This window comes from Candidatus Nitrosocosmicus sp. T, from assembly GCF_054408485.1.
Map to the genome: position 1 here is coordinate 1,067,389 of NZ_CP166992.1, position 18,878 is coordinate 1,086,266.

At 34.2% G+C, this 18,878-nt stretch carries 16 protein-coding genes; 8 read left to right on the plus strand and 8 right to left on the minus strand.

All coding sequences use genetic code 11. The features are described from left to right. Positions 1–78: 78 nt before the first annotated feature. From AB0A59_RS05540 to AB0A59_RS05550, 3 genes are read left to right on the plus strand one after another with little or no spacing between them, the layout of a single operon-like run. Positions 79–1,827, plus strand: coding sequence for a complex I subunit 4 family protein (locus AB0A59_RS05540; protein WP_458747097.1), 1,749 nt, complete (start codon positions 79–81; stop codon positions 1,825–1,827). Positions 1,828–1,831: 4 nt separating this feature from the next. After that, positions 1,832–3,952 (plus strand): NADH-quinone oxidoreductase subunit 5 family protein, encoded by a 2,121-nt coding sequence (locus tag AB0A59_RS05545; protein WP_458747566.1) that lies wholly within the window; start codon positions 1,832–1,834, stop codon positions 3,950–3,952. A gap of 17 nt (positions 3,953–3,969) precedes the next feature. Beyond that, a complete protein-coding gene (locus AB0A59_RS05550; RefSeq protein ID WP_458747098.1) occupies positions 3,970–5,469 on the plus strand; it encodes an NADH-quinone oxidoreductase subunit N in 1,500 nt (499 codons plus the stop codon). Positions 5,470–5,820: 351 nt separating this feature from the next. On the opposite strand, the gene AB0A59_RS05555 is transcribed toward AB0A59_RS05550, so the two are convergent. Together AB0A59_RS05555 and AB0A59_RS05560 are read right to left on the minus strand one after the other, a co-directional pair. After that, entirely contained in the window at positions 5,821–6,417 is a 597-nt protein-coding gene (locus AB0A59_RS05555) for a uracil-DNA glycosylase (protein ID WP_458747099.1), read from the minus strand. Positions 6,418–6,449: 32 nt separating this feature from the next. Continuing rightward, positions 6,450–6,701: a hypothetical protein gene (locus AB0A59_RS05560; RefSeq protein ID WP_458747100.1), complete on the minus strand. Its 252-nt coding sequence runs from the start codon at positions 6,699–6,701 to the stop codon at positions 6,450–6,452. A gap of 448 nt (positions 6,702–7,149) precedes the next feature. On the opposite strand from AB0A59_RS05560, the gene AB0A59_RS05565 reads away from it, so the two are divergent. The 3 genes from AB0A59_RS05565 to ilvA all read left to right on the plus strand — a co-directional run bounded on the left by AB0A59_RS05565 (position 7,150) and on the right by ilvA (position 11,303). Beyond that, entirely contained in the window at positions 7,150–8,085 is a 936-nt protein-coding gene (locus tag AB0A59_RS05565) for a transcription initiation factor IIB (protein WP_458747101.1), read from the plus strand. 1,389 nt (positions 8,086–9,474) lie between these two features. Next, complete coding sequence (locus AB0A59_RS05570; RefSeq protein ID WP_458747102.1) at positions 9,475–9,636, plus strand: hypothetical protein; 162 nt, start codon at positions 9,475–9,477, stop codon at positions 9,634–9,636. A gap of 461 nt (positions 9,637–10,097) precedes the next feature. Continuing rightward, positions 10,098–11,303, plus strand: coding sequence for a threonine ammonia-lyase (gene ilvA, locus AB0A59_RS05575; RefSeq protein ID WP_458747103.1), 1,206 nt, complete (start codon positions 10,098–10,100; stop codon positions 11,301–11,303). 57 nt (positions 11,304–11,360) lie between these two features. On the opposite strand, the gene AB0A59_RS05580 is transcribed toward ilvA, so the two are convergent. Both AB0A59_RS05580 and AB0A59_RS05585 read right to left on the minus strand, forming a co-directional pair. Beyond that, positions 11,361–12,158 (minus strand): SDR family NAD(P)-dependent oxidoreductase, encoded by a 798-nt coding sequence (locus tag AB0A59_RS05580; RefSeq protein WP_458747104.1) that lies wholly within the window; start codon positions 12,156–12,158, stop codon positions 11,361–11,363. Positions 12,159–12,521: 363 nt separating this feature from the next. Beyond that, complete coding sequence (locus AB0A59_RS05585; protein ID WP_458747105.1) at positions 12,522–13,529, minus strand: magnesium transporter CorA family protein; 1,008 nt, start codon at positions 13,527–13,529, stop codon at positions 12,522–12,524. A 686-nt stretch (positions 13,530–14,215) separates the two neighbouring features. Here AB0A59_RS05585 and AB0A59_RS05590 point away from each other — a divergent pair. Together AB0A59_RS05590 and AB0A59_RS05595 are read left to right on the plus strand one after the other, a co-directional pair. Beyond that, positions 14,216–14,401: a hypothetical protein gene (locus tag AB0A59_RS05590; protein WP_458747106.1), complete on the plus strand. Its 186-nt coding sequence runs from the start codon at positions 14,216–14,218 to the stop codon at positions 14,399–14,401. A 600-nt stretch (positions 14,402–15,001) separates the two neighbouring features. Continuing rightward, positions 15,002–15,322 (plus strand): hypothetical protein, encoded by a 321-nt coding sequence (locus tag AB0A59_RS05595; RefSeq protein ID WP_458747107.1) that lies wholly within the window; start codon positions 15,002–15,004, stop codon positions 15,320–15,322. A 323-nt stretch (positions 15,323–15,645) separates the two neighbouring features. Here the strand turns inward: AB0A59_RS05595 and AB0A59_RS05600 are convergent, their stop codons facing one another. The 4 genes from AB0A59_RS05600 to AB0A59_RS05615 form a co-directional block, all read right to left on the minus strand. Next, entirely contained in the window at positions 15,646–16,419 is a 774-nt protein-coding gene (locus AB0A59_RS05600) for an NAD+ synthase (protein WP_458747108.1), read from the minus strand. A 592-nt stretch (positions 16,420–17,011) separates the two neighbouring features. Beyond that, positions 17,012–17,767: an HAD family hydrolase gene (locus AB0A59_RS05605; protein WP_458747109.1), complete on the minus strand. Its 756-nt coding sequence runs from the start codon at positions 17,765–17,767 to the stop codon at positions 17,012–17,014. 571 nt (positions 17,768–18,338) lie between these two features. Beyond that, the gene (locus tag AB0A59_RS05610; protein ID WP_458747110.1) at positions 18,339–18,659 is read right to left on the minus strand and encodes a hypothetical protein; all 321 of its coding nucleotides are present in this window, start codon (positions 18,657–18,659) and stop codon (positions 18,339–18,341) included. Next, on the minus strand, positions 18,646–18,858 hold the full coding sequence (locus tag AB0A59_RS05615) for a hypothetical protein (RefSeq protein WP_458747111.1): 213 nt from the start codon (positions 18,856–18,858) through the stop codon (positions 18,646–18,648). The genes AB0A59_RS05610 and AB0A59_RS05615 overlap by 14 nt, the downstream gene beginning before the upstream one ends. Positions 18,859–18,878 lie beyond the last annotated feature (20 nt).

The window sequence follows — 18,878 nt, forward strand, 5'->3', positions numbered from 1 at the left end:
TGTCGTTGAGGTAGGGGTATTCGGAGCAAGAGAATGTAGATGGTGGATTCTTCCTATTATCTAATGGTGGCAACATTTATGCCCTTGATATTATCACCGGTAGTATATTTTTTAGGTAAACGAAAGGGAATAAACATTACGACGTGGTTGACATTTGGAATTTTAGCTATCTCCACAATATTGGTGATTATCCCATCCATAGACCTAGGTTCTGGGGGATCATATCAAGAAGTCTTTGATTGGAGTCAATTAGGTCATTTCGGGTTAAAATTAGACGGTTTAAGCATTCCTTTTGCAATTTCGATTTATTTGTTATCAACTATTGTAGTTATTTATTCAAAGCCATACATGACAAGAAAAATTCTCCTTCAATATGAACAGGTTAAAAATTCCTCTGATCTGGAAATTAAGGATGCTGAAAGCCAGTTGTATTCTTTTGAGGACGGAAAAACTTTGTCTTCATTAATTCTCTCAGTAGAGCAAAAATCCTATTTGAATAGTCAGATGGGCTTGTATTATTCTCTCTACCTTGTATTTGCGGTGGGTATGCTTGGCACTGTTTTAGCAACTAATTTATTTGAATTTTATGTATTCTTTGAACTTATGTTAGTTCCGGCTTTCTTTTTGATTGCATTCTATGGATACGGAAAAAGGAAAAGAACTTCATTAATGTTCTTTTTCTGGGCCCATGTCGGTGCAGTAATCCTACTATTGGGTTTAATGGCCATGGGTTTTCTAGCCGGTGGATTTGATTATGACACAGTTAAGGCAAATGTATCTCAAATTCCACATGCATGGATAGCCGTCATTGTGGCTGCACTTGTTATCGGATTTGGTGTAAAACTTGGTGCTTTCCTTGTGCACATATGGTTGCCTGATACATATACGGATGCTCCAACACCAATTACAGTACTGATATCATCAGTAATGACTGGAATAGGTGCATATGGTCTGATCAGAATTTGGATTGAACTGTTGGCGGGCCCTGGAAACTATACTGATTATAGTATTTACGTAAGTCTATGGGGGGTTGCAACAATGATTTACGGCGGTGCAATGTCCCTAATGCAAAAAGATATCAAAAGAGTTTTGGCTTACTCAAGTATAAGTTCGATGGGCTATCTGCTTTTTGGAATAGGGTCGGAGAGCGTTCTGGGTATTAGCGGTGCAATTTTTATGTATGTTACTCATGCTTTGGGAAAAGGCCTATTGTTTATGATGGCTGGTTCAATTATCTTACAAACGGGAACAAGAAACATGGATAAATTAGGTGGCTTAGGTGGAAAAATGCCATACACAGCCGTATTTGCCATGATTGGAGGACTAACGATCATTGGTGTACCAATTACAAGTGGCTTTATGTCTGAATGGGTTCTTTTTAACGGCGCTCTACAAAATGCAGTAGTTGACTGGAGTACTATTAAGGCGATATCCTTCGCTTTGGCTATTACTACAACTATATTGACTTCTGCTTATATTTTGTGGATGTATAAACGGATTTTTTATGGTGTTACCCCAGAAACATTAAAAAATGTACGTGATTCGAGTAAATATGTTTTAGTAACCATGGGAATTTTGGCTTCATTAACTTTGATTCTGGGAGTATATCCTGATTTATTTTACAAACCAATTATAGGATACGTTGAAAATCTGTATGAGAATTCAAACGAGCTTATACCAGTAAAGATCAAACCTGGAATGGCTCAAGTAAATGAAACACTTACAAATCATACACAGGCCAGTAGTGCTGCTTTGCTAGGTAATTCTGAATTCCAGAGGACACATCTAATATCAGATAACCAAAGCGGTCATTCCATTAATATATAGGTGAATAGATCTGGCTGAAGTTTTAGGTTTTGAAGGACTAGGTGTAATTGCTTGGTTAATTTGGATGACTCCATTTATAGGAGCTGCATTCATTCCTATTTTAAGAAAAAGTAGTGAAAAATTTAAAAGTTACATAGCTGTTGTCTTCTCAATTGTTAGTGCACTGTTGGCACTGACTATCTTGCCTTTGGGCTTATCAAATGGGGAAATACATAGTCAAATTCCATGGTTTTCAGCTTTAAATCTGGAAGCAGGTGTACTTGCTGATCCCCTTGCTATAATTATGAGTAATTTAGTCGCTTGGATTTCGGCGGCTATATTTATCTATTCTGTATCCTACATGCGCAGAGAAAAATCCCTGATAAGGTATTGGTTCTTTATGCTGTTCTTTATTGGATCAATGCAGCTTATTGTATTATCCGATAACTTGTTGATGGTATTTTTCGGTTGGGAAGGTGTGGGACTTGCTTCCTATGCTCTGATAGGATTTTGGTATTCTGATAGACGGAAAGATTATGTTGGCAAGGAAGGACATACCGCTTGGGGTATACCTCAGTGGACATCTCCTACCCATGCTGGGATAAAGGCGTTCTTACTTAACAGGGCTGGAGATGTAATGATGCTGACTGGCATGTTTATGATCTTTATGTATGCGGGTACTTTTGGCTTTAGAGAGTTATTGGCCGACCAAAGCTGGGCAAATGAGATGATGCAGCAAAATCTATTGGTGCCTGCGGCTGTTCTAATATTTGGAGGAGCTATAGGCAAATCAGCTCAATTTCCATTGAATGAATGGTTATTAGAGGCAATGACTGGACCTACATCTGTTTCGGCTCTCATCCACGCTGCAACAATGGTAAAAGCAGGTGTATTTCTTGTTGCGAGAATTGGTCCATTATTTTTTGCACTGTCTGTATTTAATATGACGCAGTTTTTTGAGATAGTTACCTGGGTCGGAGCGATAACTGCTATTTTGTTGGCTACTCAAGCAATAGTTAATCCTGAAATAAAAAAGGTTTTGGCTTATTCTACAGGATCACAGATCGGATATATGATGATGGCCCTGGGAATTGCAGGTCTGTCAACAAACTTTGTCGACGGATATACTGCTGGATTCTTTCACTTGATTAGCCATGCACTGTTTAAAGCTTCTTTGTTTATGGCGGCAGGTGCTATAATACATACGGTACACTCTAGGTTCATGAACGATATGGGTGGGTTGAAAAAGAATATGAGAAAAACTTATATTTTCATGCTACTTGCAAGTTTATCACTAGCGGGTGCTCCATTAATAACATCAGGATTCTGGAGCAAAGATGCAATTTTTGCTTCTATTATTGAATCTAACTATGAATTCTCATCGTATATCTTTTTTATTGCTGTTACAGTAGCCGTAATGACTGCCTTTTATACATTTAGGATGGTGGGACTTGTATTTTTTGGAAAATCAAGCCAAAAAGTGGTCAATATGGAAAATAAAGGTCATCGTATACATGAAGTAAATAAACTCATGTGGCTTCCTTTTGCGGTTCTGGCAATTGCATCTATTGTAATAGGAGTCGTAGGATTTGCTTTTGAGGGCCAATTGCATCATTTGTTTGCAGCCTATCTTGCCAGTACATTTGGCATCATCGAAGGCGGAGTCGTACCCCTAGAAGGCTCCGCAGACCCACAGAGCCAACAAGAAGTAATAAAGTCAGACACATCTTCTACCCACGGGGCTGAACAGGAAGGATGGAACCTCAATCCAATTGCGGTTATTGCATCTGTAACAGCATTTGGCTTGGGGGGATTTCTGGGCTACTTATTTTACATCAAAAGAATCGCCGATCCGAAGAAGATCAACGACAACGTTGTTTCAAAGGCTTTATGGAAGTTCCTTTACAACCGATGGTATCTTAATTCCATTCTATACTGGGGAGGTGTTGTTGTACCCCTGGCGGTTTATAGGCGAATATACAGGTATTTTGAAGATATCTTAATGTATGGAATTAATCCTTCGGTCCAACATTCAATGGTGTTCTTATCTAGAGTGACAAAAGCGGCACAATCGGGTAACGTACAGACATATCTCTATGTATTCTCGGCTGGTATAATTCTAATTACCATGTTACTTTTGAGTTAAGGAGTGAATGAGTAATAATGATTGATATATTTTCAACTCCTGCTTTAGTAACCATTATCTTAGGAAGCGTAGCTTTATTAATTCCAATAATAGATGCCTTGAATAAAGAGCGAGGCACCAAAAATAAAGTTTATAGCGCAATAGCCTTTGGGGCTCTAGCTTTGGCGCTTGTCCTTGTAATATATAGGATATTTTCTGGAGAAAATCTTCCTGCCTTGTCATTAACAAAGAGCGGGGTGATAGCAGATGACATTTTTGGTGCATTCTTTTCTATTGCATTTCTTATAGTATCTATTATGGTGACAGTTTCTTCATGGAGTTACATGAAGAAAAAAAGCAATCATGCAGCCTACTATTCTTTAATATTATTATCAAGCATAGGGATGATCCTTATAGGGTATTCAACTGATTTCGTAATGTTGTTAGTTGCTTGGGAACTTATGTCTATTCCTACTTATGCATTGGCAGCTTTTAACAAAAGGGATCCAATCTCAAACGAAGCTTCAATCAAATATTTCTTGTTTGGAGCCCTATCGTCAGCAATAATTGTTTTAGCGATGGGAATTGTGTATGGATTAACCGGAACCACTAATATTTACGATTCTATTATCGCAATGTCGCAGCTGAATACCGATTTGATCCCATTTGCTTTACTGGCAGTCGGCCTTTTTATTGCGGGCTTTGGCTTCAAAATGGGTCTAGTTCCATTTCATATGTGGTTGCCTGATACATATTCTGGAGCACCAACAACAGTTGCTACGCTGCTTGCAGCAGGAACAAAAAAAGCTGGATTCGCAGCTGCCATTAGAGTCATAGTTATTGGTTTAATAGCACTCAATGTCCACTGGACATTTACACTTGCAATAATAGCCATTTTTACAATGACCCTAGGCAATCTGGGGGCTCTAACTCAGAAAAGTATTCCGAGAATCCTTGCCTATTCCAGCATTGCGCAGGCTGGATATATTTTAATAGGCCTTGCGGTGGCTCCATATTCTAATTATGGTTTAGATGCTTCTTTGTTACAAATAATGAACCACGCAGTAATGAAATCTGCTGCATTTATTGCTGCCGCAGGCGTGATCATAACCCTAGCTGGCTATACACTAGAAAAATACACAGGATTGGGATTTAGAATGCCTATTACTGCCTTCGTGCTTACTATTTCTTTACTTGCGTTGGCTGGAGTGCCTCCTCTGAATGGTTTTTGGGGTAAATATTTGATCTTTGGTGCAGCCTTGGATAGTGGCCAAATAGTATGGTGGGGACCCTATCTGGCAATAGCAGGTGTCCTAAATAGTGCACTATCTCTGGGTTATTATGCTTGGATCATAAGGAAAATGTATATGGAAAAAGGCGAGAATAGAGTCAGACAGAAGGAACCAAAGTCGATAGTTGCTGTTTTGTTATTTGCTTTAGGTTTTATGATAATATTCGGTATATGGTACGCCCCATTGCTGGACCTAGCTTCAATGGCTGTTCCTAATGATTTGACACATTTAATAAGTGCCAAATAACAAACTCAAATTTACTATCCTTTACCTTAACTTTTTGTTTCCCAAATATTGTACTATTGCTACATCTACATCTACATCTTAATTGATGTTACTTTTTTTAGAACTATTAATATTGCAGTATTATTCTATATTTTAAAACTTCTAACTCAATATATGATCAGAAATGATTAAAGAAACTATTACTAATAACATTAGATACATTGGAGAGGAAAGTTATTTAATAACCTCATGATCAATATGATTGAAAACCCATCTTGACATTTTCCATCTTTTGATTTTTGCATTGCTTTTTCTGTTATTATTTAACATCTTGGCAGTTAAAAATTGTCTTTACTTTTCCTTTTAGTTAAGTTAAAAAAATCTATCTATACTTTGGTCTTGATCGTTAACTATTCTTGATAGCTCTTTGATATCTTCAAAGAAAACTTGCTTTAATTTGTTATTATAAATAGTTGCTGCAGGGTGATATGTTATAAAGTATTTTAATGGCGGTCGATTGATTATTTTTCCACGATGATGTGTCATATGTTCTAAACCAAGTAACGACTTTAGCGCTGTGGCGCCTAAAATACAAATAACTTTAGGTGAAATAATCTCAATCTCTTTTTTTAAATATTGATCAGTGCATATTCTTATTTCTTCTTCAGTTGGGATTCTATTGTTAGGTGGTCTGCATTTGACCACATTCGTGATAAAAGTATCTTTTCTTGCTATTCCCGCATCGACCAAAGCTTGATCCAAAATTTTACCGGCACTCCCTATAAATGGCATACCCATTTCATCCTCATTTTTTCCGGGAGCTTCGCCTATTAGGATTATTTTTCTGGTGAAATTGCCAGTTCCCGGTACGGCATTCTTTCTAGTTACTGATAGGTCGCATAGGATACATCGAATTACTTTGTTTTTAATTGATTCTAATGATACATTGTGCGAATCCGGCTCAGTCATAATTATAAAAAAGTGACAAGAGTTCTTAAGGATTAATATTTAGATTCAGTTACTGACTCTGAGGACAACCCTCCGGTGTTATTTTGTGCATCTCCTTGGGATGAATCATTAACTGTCAAATCTGCAGGACTTGAGCTAGAATTTGTAATTGCAACATCTACTGACTCTGAGGACAACCCTCCGGTGTTATTAGAGAAGCCAGTATTGTTGGATTGAGCAATCACGGTGGGAAATCCGACCATTAGTAGTGGTAAAATAAGAATAAACCATCTAGAACTATTCATATCCTTTTCTATAATTTTTGTAATATAAAATAATTTCGTTAGGTATGATTTTCATTTATCTGCGAGTCCTCGGCTTATAGCGATAAGCATTTCATTTCTGACATCTGCAACTTATAATATTCGTTTACCACTATAAAATATTAAAATAAGGGTTTTGATTGCCTCTGTTATGGATACTAACATACAATAATCATGGCAGTTATCGACCAATATTACTTAATTAACTTACCAACATTAGGTTTCTTTAACCATAATACCACTTGGTGGGATTATTTCATCAGATTTTTATATCATGATGATCAATAATGTCAATATTTTTATCATCTTTAATCCAAATGTTACATAAATATAATGTTGATAGCGTTTACTTACTGATTATTATAATAGAAACGATAAAATGGTGGAAAACCATTATAATAAGAACTAAAATGTGGTGGAAAAAATCAAAATGAATCAAAAATTAATTAATTCGTATTTATCAGTCTTATGCCCTTTATGTAACAAGCACACTAATATAATTACCGATCAGAATTCTGGTGAATTGATCTGCACTACCTGTGGAAGTGTTATTATTGACAACACCGATTTAACAAGGTCTGAATGGGCTTCTTCAAATATTCAAGAACTAGACTTCAGGGATAGAACAGGCGGACCAACTTCTTTGGCGAAGTACGATCGTGGGCTCTCGACTGTGATAGGGAAAGTAGATAAAGATGCGTCTGGCCGTCAGATTGACTTGGCAATGAAAAGCAGAATAAATCGGTGGAGAACCTGGGATACCCGATCTCAAACAAAGGATTCTTCAAAAAGAAATCTTCAGACTGCGTTTATCCACCTATACACTATGAAAGATGTGCTTGGATTACCCGAATCGGCAATTGAAAAGATTGCATATCTTTACAGGAAAATACAGGAACGAAAATTAGTAAAAGGCAGAACAATTAAGGGTGCTTTGGCTGTTGCTTCTTATATCACCTGTAGAGAATTAGGGATACCCAGGACACTAAAAGAAATAGCAAGAATTACTAATCTTAAGGAAAAAGAGATTGCGCGAATATACAGAAAAGTAATGTTGGAACTGGATATCAAAGTACCTCAAGTCGATGCACTAAAAGAAATAATTAAGATCGGAAATATTTGCGGGATTTCAGAGAGAGCGAAACGACGGGCCGTCAAAATGATGATGACTGTAAGGAAAACGGCTATATATGCCGGGAAGAATCCTATGGGTTTGGCTGGGGCTGTTCTTTACTTATCATGTAAGGAATATGATGAGGAAATCACTCAAAGTAAGATTGCAGAAGTTGCGGGCGTAACAGAAGTTACGCTAAGGCACGATTTAGATATAGTAATAAAACTAACCGAGATTAAGTTAAGTAACTAAATTCTATATCTCGACTACAATTCTAATTCTTTTTAAATTCACAAATATTAAATAATCAACAATAATAAATTTTGCCTAGGACTTTTGAATGTAGGGAAAGTCATTCCATTATAATTAAAGTATGAATAATTTATTCAACGCTACTAAATATTTTGCCTTAAAGACTCGTGAAAAAAAGTGATCCCAAAAATAAATATCAAAATCTCAGTTAATCTAAAGACAGTTTTTCACTTAATAATATTCTAAAGGCTTTGATCTAATTTCTAATTTCAATAATTATTTGAATTTTTAAAAAGATGAATTTTAACAGAACAAATGCAATTAATCCACATCTTAATTTTATGATTCGCAATATTCTTTATGGTCGTTAATAAACTTGTTATTATATGATAGGAGATCTATTATCAGCCAATTCCGTGTTTGGCCTTTCTCCATTACCACATTAATGTCTCGGTGAATGGAATAGAAACCCGGGACATCGTTTTGTATGTTAAATTGTTTAACATTTTATTTAACAATATGTAAATTGAAATATGTACTACTTTCTCAAATAAGTCAAAGTGAGTACAAAACTAAAAGATAATACCTAAATTGAAATACTAATTTTGAAGGAAAACCAAAAGAGAAATTCCAATTAATTGGATCGTCAAAATTTATTCATTAAACAACATCCTTCTTATTTAAATCAATCAATAACCAGAAATTCGGAAACCTTTTTACTGGCAGTCCGCCTAAATTCGAAGCATAATGACTTTACTATGTCAAATACACTTTGCTTTTGTCCTATGAGTGTATCAAAATATATCTACTCTACTGAGTTTGAGGTACATTTCATTCTAAATAAAAGTCGTCAAAGATCTGAGGTATTGTGTAGGTGTCATTTGAAGGCCCATGCAGTTGTAGTCCATTGACCAATTCTTTGACATTTGGGACACTGTCTTCTATTAACATATTGTTCTACAGATTCGTTAATTTCTGGCTCAATAATAATTTGTTCTCCACAATAGCATTTCATCATTTCAAGCATATACATAGCCAATCATTCCTAGGTATTTTAGTTTATTCGAAATCCATTTCCATCTGATTTAATAACGCTTAGTACGTGTCGAATTGCATATTGTATTGAGCAACCAAATATATCTATACGCTAAGACGATCAACTAATACTGCCGTTGAATAAGGAATGTACATACTCTCAGGATGCCGCGGCTGTCTATTTTTTCGTCACCTCCAATTTGCCTCCCTATTTGTATTCGGAGGATGCTTCTTGTAATTCATAAAATTTAGCATACAGATCTTTACAGTATTACTAGTTGACTACAAGTGAGAATGATCAATTCTATATAGATCTTAATATATTTTGTTGATATTTTATGTATGAACAGAATATTGTCAAATGAAAATACTGAAAATCTCGAAGAATCTCAACAAAATCAAAAAAAAATTGGTTCGGCATCAGATAACCCAGAAACCGCAGGTCCTTCTGAAAATCTTAGAGAGGAAGCGCTTGAAGAAACAGATAAAGAGAACACCGAGAAGGAACCCGCCTAATCTTTTTTAGCAAATCAATCATATGATATTACATTTTATATTCCTTTATCAAGATGTTTGAGATTGTAAAGAATTAATTCAAAAAAAGGATATGTGAATTTAATGGTCCACTTTTATAATTATACATAGGATATTTAACTATAATCTGTAATTCGGTAACTTTGCTTTCTTGAATTAAAGTATGTTAGCTTGGTAAAATAACCTCTGATTTTAAATCTTCATTTATCGGTCGAGATATATATTTAAATAAAATATTAGACAAATGAAGATAATAATAATTACAATGCTTCATTGTTAGAGCATAATTTGTGTGTGATTTTAGCCTATTTTAATATCCTTCATTAATCCATGCTTTCCTGACTCTAATGGTTATAGTTAGGGCCAGACAGTGAGGTTAAATACAACAGATTTAAATAAACGTCATTTGATCTAATGAAAGATAAGAAATTTTTAACTTAGACTTGAACAACATTAAGGAGGCTCAAAGACTACTTTCAAGTTATAACATCAGAAGAACAGATCTAATAAAATCGGCAACATTTTCTAAATTAACTGGTAACAACGTTTATCTTAAACTCGAATGCCTTCAGAAAACAGGATCCTTCAAAGTTCGGGGAGCAATGGTAAAAATTCATAATTTGTCAAATGAGTCAAAAAAGAATGGTGTAATTGCAGCTTCGGCTGGAAATCATGCTCAAGCAGTAGCTTTTGCTTCTAATTATCATAATATTTCATGTACCATTGTTATGCCTAAAAATGCATCTCCAAGTAAAATTGTTGCTACAAAGTCCTATGGGGCAAAAGTAATTTTAGAAGGAAACAGTTACGATGAATCTGCTAATTCTGTCAAAGATTTGGCTGAGAAAGAAAATAAAATCATCATTCCTGCTTTTGAAGATTTAGATATAATATCGGGGCAGGGAACAGTCGGTTTGGAGATAATGGAGGACTTAGAAAACCTAGATGAAGTTTATGTTCCTGTAGGAGGGGGTGGTTTGATTGCGGGGATATCCGTAGCGATAAAATCAATCAATCCAAGGGTAAAAATAATTGGTGTTGAATCTACCGCTTTTCCCACTATGAAAAAATCAATTTCTACCAATAAGATAATGAAGGCTAAAGAAGGCTACACTATTGCAGATGGTATCTCTATCAAAACTCCTGGAAAACTAACCTTCGAAATCATAAAGAAGAATGTAGATAGTATTGTATTGATAGATGATAATGCAATTGTAAAGACAATGTTTTTATTGATGGAACGATCAAAAATCGTGTCAGAACCTGCTGGCGCTGCAGCTCTTGCTTACCTTATTTCTAAGAAGAAAAACAATAAACGAGGCAAGAATTTGGTCTCAATCATATCTGGTGGCAATGTGGACATGTATCTTTTGGGTCAGATAGTGGCGAAAGGCTTGATGCAAACAGGCAGGTTATTGAAAATATTTGTAGATCTTAATGATAAACCTGGAGCCTTAAAAAAAATTGTTGATGAGATATCAAAGGCTAGCGTGAACATTGTCGAGGTAGAACACGATCGATTGAGTTCCAACATCCCCGCTGGTACTGCTGGAGTATATTTAAGTTTAGAGTTAGAGAATAAAAACCAAGCCAATACTTTAATGGATTTGTTCAAAAAAGAAAAAATAAATTTTGAAATTGTAAAATAGCGTTAATATCTCTATTTTTACCTTGTTTACGAATAGATTACTGTTCTATTTTTACAACTAAACTAATACTGTTCCACCGTCTACGACTATGGTGTTGCCTGTAGCGTAGGAGAAATAGTCATCGGCTAAGCAGGCAGCGACCCTAGCTACCTCGCGAGGTTCACCCCATCTTTTCATGGGCGACTCTAGAGCGGCTCTGATTATGATTTGCTCTGACATTGAATCTAGTGTAGCTGGTGTAGCGATATTACCTAATGCGAGAGTATATGCTCTAATCCCGTATCTGCTGTACTCTTTGGCTATACTTTTCGTTAATGTAATGCATCCAGACTTAGCAATGGAGTAAGGGAAACCTCCTGCATGTCCTGAAATTGCAGGGGTGGAGGAAATATTAATTATTACGCCGCCCACCGCTTCTTTGTCCGTCTTTTTGCTGCTTAGATTTACAGTAAAAGATTTTTGCATCATAATCGGAAGTACACCTTGACAAAGTCTTATTGATCCAAATAAGTCGACCTCAATTATCTTTCTAAGCTCTTCAATAGATCCCTCATGTATTTTTTTATTCCAGATGATATCGTCAAATGGATAACCTGAATTATTTACCAAAATGTCGATTTTCTGATATCTGTTCATAACGTTTTCTATAAATTTATTTACGCTTAATTGATTGGTTACATCGACTTGGAGTGCATGAGTTGCACCACTCATCTTAGCGGCCGCCGTCTTCGATTGATTCTTATTTCGAGAACATACTATGACGATAGCTCCTCTTTCTGAAAGCTCCTTTGCTATCTCAAATCCAATGCCTCTACTTGAACCAGTAACGACTGCAACTTTATCTAGAAGTGACATTTCATTATATGATGACGTACAATCTTTATATTTGATGGCTCTTTATTTTCACCAATAGCTAAAAAGTAAGACAGTGATCAAATATTTTAAGTTTTGATCAACTAAACTTGTTGTGAAATTGATGATATTCTAAGACGAATCAAATTTACTATTATTAGTAGCGGTAAAAGTATGTTTAAATGACATTTGCTATAAACAATCAATAGAAAAGGATATTAGAAATAATTGTTCGACTAATCAATTATTTCATATCAAATTTTAGAGCTTCAATATAGCTTACACTTTCATGGAATCTGATAGCGTTTGATCCAATTGGGTCTTGAGGTAAACTAAATTGATATTAAAAATCATGTCTTATCGGACCTAGCCTTTTGAATTCAGCTTGGAATTGGAATTAGGATATATATCTTCCTTTGAAAAAATCCATTCTTTACGCTTAAAAAAAACTAATAATACTATTGAAATTAATACCATTGTCACTAGGACTGTGACTAATCCTGGGGGAATGTCACTTAATCTGGCCAGGTCTAATCCATTCATTCCATAAATTCCTGTAATAAGAGATAAGGGTAGGATTATCGCACTAAAAACTGTCAGAATTCGCATTGTATCATTAAGTTGTAACGATATATTTGCGATGTATAAATCTCGGGTGGAATTTATGGTATCACCATATGATTCTATCAATTGAATCAACTGTCCTATGTCGTCATAGGCAACTTGTAAATATCTTATTTCATTACCTTGATTTTGCATATGTATCAAAAAGTTTACAGCGTCTCTTGTGTACCAGAAATGCCGTCTTATTACTATGCTTTGTTTTGCCACTACATCTAGATAGTTGAGCATGCTCTTGGAAGGCTTTTTGAATAAAGATTTTTGTTCAAAATCTGAAAGAGTAATCTCTATTGAAGTTAAAAGTTGTTCATATCTTGATATTATTTCCCCGATAATTGTAAAATATAGTGCATTAATACTTAATACTAATAGTTTTCTATTCTTTTTTTCAATAATATCCTTAATGGTTGAAAATATTTCAACCTGAGATGAATGTAAGGTGATTATCCAATTCTTGCCAACATAAATATAAACGCCTTCAATTAGCAATTGTTTAATTGTTTTAAAACGAATATCTAATAATATACTAAAGGTATGATTGTCGAGTATCCTTATCTGCGGTCTTTTCGTTTTCTGACCAATAAGCCTTAGACTGTCCTCATCTAGACCGTATTCTTCTCCAATGGATTTCAGATCTTGGGGCGACGGATCACTTATATCAATCCACAATTTATCGGTATCTTTAACTGCTGGACTATTCTGCTCGGTCTTAATTCCTTCTTGATTATAGTAGATATATCGCTTTGTTTGCAAGGATCTAATTTCTGATAATAGAGGGTAAATACATTTGATATTAATATGTCGAATCTTTTTTATGAAATTATTTGTGAAATTAGTAAATTTTCCATTATAGAAATTGAATTTTCAAATTATCCGCACAATGATATTTGTTACATTCTTAAAAAATGAGTTAATTTTGTCATGAAGAAATGTAGATAATGAGTTGGTATCAATTAATATGAACATCTGATTAGAAAATATCAATAAGGGCTTCTTTTTGCCTTATTGCTAGTGATAAGGCTCTGTACAAGTTCTACAATAAAACTATTAGAGTGAGAAAATCTGGTTGGTTCGAGTTAGGAAGGAATGGCAACGGAATTACCAATTCTTATGCATCCCAAGTGACGTTTAAGAAAGTAATCCATATTTTTTAAGTAAGGCTATGGTTAAAGATTTCTACAAAAGTAGTAAATCCCATTCATAAATATGAATAGATAAGCAAGAAGTAAAAATCAATTCAGATTACTTTCAGACAAATAGAGATTAACCATAATCAAGGCAAATTTACTCATTTATCCATCAACAGGAGATATATCATGAATACATTGTGGAAAAAATGATGCATTTATGATAATTGTCATCTTACTACTTGAACAAAATCCCTAATTAGGTATGAAATTTACTGGATGTTAATAACCTTTTTTGTATAATAAGAAGGTATGAGTTTAGTTGGAGGAATAATCCTATTAATAGTAGGAATCATTTTGTATGCAGTAGCTGGAATGTTACCACCCGTTGCCACAAAAATTGCTAGAATTCTGGGCATTATATTAGCGATCATAGGTGTAATCTTAATTGTGTTAGCAGCTTTAGGAGTTGCATTTGGTTTGGCTTTACCATTGTGAGAACCACTGTAAATTAAATCAAACCAGGTGTAAACTAGGCAATTTTTTTTATATTTGGCGCGGAATTCTATTAAATGACCTTTTCATTTTTTTTAGATTCGGACATAATCAGTTAATGTTGAATATACATTTTTCGGTCTTTTTTCGAACCAGGAGAAAATAGAATTCGGTAGTGCGGTTTTAACAGATCATTGACCAATATATAGTACATGAAGCCTAGTTGGCTACTATTATCCTAAGAAAGTAAGATATACGCTTATCCTCTGCGGTGCTTTACTACATTATATTATTTCTCAGAATGCCCTTATCTTGAGCCGCTACTAGATGCAAATTAATAATTGAATTTAGAGAACTATTATAAGGCCTGAATTATAATTGCTAGTAACCTACTCAATAGTAATTTTCGCGTTATAACGATCCTCTATAATAGTTTCTTCTGTTTGTATAAAACCTTTTATTATTGTATATAAATATAAATATTCAACCAGAGATAAAACCCAAGAATCCTCAATAAGAGAAGGAACATACAAAAAGGATTGTATAGGATAAAGGGTTACTATTTACCTAATTGCTTATTTATTATCTATCAGAACTTGTAATATGACAAGAAAAGCAAGAGATTTCAGAGTGCAGAAACTCAGAAATTCAATTAAATTTTACTTACCAAGAATAGAAGGATATCTAGAAGTTGTAAAAAAGTTATCGAGCGAGTTTGAAGGCATGACTCTGATCGAGTTTGATGGATATTTTGAAAAAAAAATCGAACCTACAAAGTATGTTAGAGTAGAAGTACATAAGAATAAACTAAACAAAAAAAGCCTAATCAGACAGGCAAATGAGCTAAGAAAAATTTTAAAGCAAAAGAGTATTGCAATAGAGATAAACAATGAAATGATTTTGGTCGAAGCCGATAGCGGCTAATATAGTAAAATAACCACAGAATCTTAAGCAACAATATCAAATGATCTAGAAATGATTTTCAATTTGTTGAGTCAATTTCTTTTAGTATTCGACTTATAATGCTTGTTAACCTATTTCAGAATGGCTTAATGACCTACCATCATTTTTTAGTTTCTCCTAGATGATAAAATATACGTGATCCTAGTAATAATTATATGTTAATTGATCAGGACAGTAACATTTTGAAATAAGTTGTTATATAGCAATATATATATAATAGCCACTTGATTTTTTTTTGATTGCTTCAAAAAAAGATTGAAAAATCATTAATAAAAACGAGCCCTTTACTTAAAATTCAGTTTACACATAGGAATTGGTAACTCATGTTTGTGTCTGTTACTTTTTATCCACTCAATAACTGTCTTCACGTTTTTTCCATCCACTCCACTTATCTCAGGGACTGGCGTATTTTTTAAGATTTTATTAAAATTTATTTGATCAAGAATTTTGTCAATAATATCATATGATACACCTATTTCACCTTCGGCGGTCTGTCCCTTCCAAAGTCTTGCACTACTTTGCTTTTTAATAATATCATTAGGTACACCTATGTAGCTGGCGATTTTCCTAACTTCTGTTTTATACAAGTCTGCAATTGGAAATATGTCTGCTCCGCCATCTCCAAATTTTGTGAAATAACCAAGTTGCAATTCAGTTTTGTCTGCTGTTCCTACTACTATTCCTCCTTCGGCTGCAGCGTAGTAGTAGAGAATAGCCATCCTGAGTCTAACAAGAAAGTTGGCTTTTGCTAGCTTATTCCGAGGAAAGTTCTTTACGATCTGATTTTTACCCTTGCCAATATCTATCAACTCATAATTAATATTCAATTTTTTTGAGATTTCTAGTCCATGCTTTACATCGGTCTTTGGCGTTACAGAATAGTCAGGAAGTAATAGACCGAGAACTTTATCAGATCCTAGAGAATAGGCTGAGAGATAAGCGGTAAGGGTCGAATCTATTCCACCGCTAATTCCAATGACAACACATTTTGCGTTTCTTGACTTTACCTCCTTTTTCATAAATCTTGCAATTTTTTCTAAAATCTTTTTTTCATTCAATCATTACTACCCTCCTCTGACGCACTAAGTCGCATATGATCCACACTATAATTATTTCTAATAATTTAAATTAATAACTTGCCAATTAATACAAAGACGATCATTATACTTAATATACCATATACACAAATATTTATCCTAATTGAAGATTTTGGGATATTCTCGTATTGAACTTGTAAACATAGCAATCTCATCACTATGGTTTCATAGCAAAGGTAAATTGTTTTAATCCTGTTTTAAAAGAGTACTCGCGGTCTGATCATAATAGTCTAGTATTTACTATAAATATGAAATAGAAGGTAGTACCTTTAATTCAAATGAAAGATTGATAAACATCCTTCTTGCTACAAGGGCAAAGATTAAGGAAAATTTTTTAATTTACCCGAAGTTTAAAGAACCTTTTCGATACTCAGTAATATTCGACATATAAAAAAGTAAATTTTCCAAAATAATAATTATCAACTTAAACCAATAAGTTATCCCTTTAGAGATGATATCACACGGTGTAACTTCTCTCACAAACAATTAACAAGGTCGGAAATGTTCTCTATTATGAGCTTGACTAAATTTAGTACCTCTAGAAGAGTATCATTTATTTATGTTCTAATAAGTTATCATCATGACAGCACCAATCTACTAAAAATTTTGTAGCTGATTGAGTATCTTTAAAAACCCTTTTCCTTTCAAATTCGATTTCATTTGGATTATCATAAAAATCTGATAATTCAAGGGGTGTGTTGTTAAGTGTAATGATATATTGAATCTTGGCCTTTGCAGCTGAATTAACACCTAGTGGTGAATTTTCTACAACTAAGGCTTCTGAAGGACTAAGGCTAAGTTTAGAAAGGGCCGTGCTAAACGGCTCTGGACTTGGTTTCCCTTCTTCCAAGTCATCGCCGGATATAATTAAATCAAATTTATCAAGGTTATTTTGTTTTAACAGCGATTCAACCTCACTTTTAGATGCCCCACTTACCACAGCTTTTAAGCAATTCTCACAATTAATTAATTCAATTAATTCGGTTACTCCTGAAAAAATTGTCGCTCTTTGGTGCTGTTCAAATAATTCTTTTTTCCTATTACTAATACTTTCAACAAGTTTTTCATCAGGTGTTTTGAGATTATTTCTTTCGAAAATTTTCTTGATGAGGCCTGGACCGGGCATTCCCTCAAGTAAGAACACGTCTCTTTTGTCTATCTCAAGTTTGACAATTTCTTTAAATGCAATCTGGAAAGCCTCTGCATGAAAAGGCATTGCATCTATCAGGACGCCGTCCATATCAAATAAAATTCCTTTCAACTTATAGTTGATGAATCTCAGTTCAATAATATAAAGTAGAGAGGACAATATATCGTGCCGTCCTCTTGTTTTTTTGATCAAAAAGGGATTTACCTTTAAAAGTAAAATTATATAAGAAGAGACGTAATTCTTGATAAACTAACTTTGATCCGGCATTCGTTAAATAACATCTGAATAAATCAGTCAATATGTAAAAAAATTATCCTGCTTGCTTCATCTTCCAAGGACTTTAAATCTGAAAGCAATTGATCATTCCACTCCTCATTTTTTTTTAGTTCAGCGGATTTCTCATCCATCGTAGATACAAATTTACCTGTTCGTACTTCATTTGTAGGAATATATTATCGTACAGAAGATCATATCTTAATTCCGTATTCACTTTCAAATTCGTTGTCTCCTGTTGTCGATGATCAACAATAAAATCAGTATTTCTTTTATTAGACACAGCATAAATAGCATAAATAGCCAAGTCTATGATGGTGAGTTACTAACTATGTGCAGATATTTAAATTGTATCGAAATTCATTATTCTATGTGAATAAGAGAGACGGCTAGATACCATTTGGAAGACCAGATTTATTACTATCTATCCCTTGATCATTAGCTAAGTTTAGATGGTTTATTCCAAACATAAAAGCAGGTCACTTGTAGTTAGTTTCTCCGTCACTTTCTTGCGCTCTATTTTGACTAGCAGGGTTATTCCCTCATTACTAGAAAAATATGATCGGCTGTTACCGTCATAAGATATTAGTCCATATTCAATTAAGTAAAACAAGTATTTTTTGATCAATTCGCTTGAGATGGGTAATAGTCTTTGAATATTAAGATTAATCATCTGAATTGATGAGCCTCTTAAACACATCAATAAAATAGGTTGGAAGATAACTGCCTCCATAACCAATATATTTTTAGGTTTTTCTTGATCTTTAATTAATTTCATTTCGAAATCCGCCAGCGATTATTTCATTATTCGCTTGTCCAGTATTCGTCCTCAATATAGGTAACTCATAATACATTACAATTTTTATACTTTCATCAGTTAAATAGGCGCTAATTTTCTCACATGAGCGATCGATCCCTATCTTAGAGAACTGTTGCATTTTAGATAAATTGTTATCATCTAAACTGATCTTGACCATGTTTAAAAATTTTAGAACAA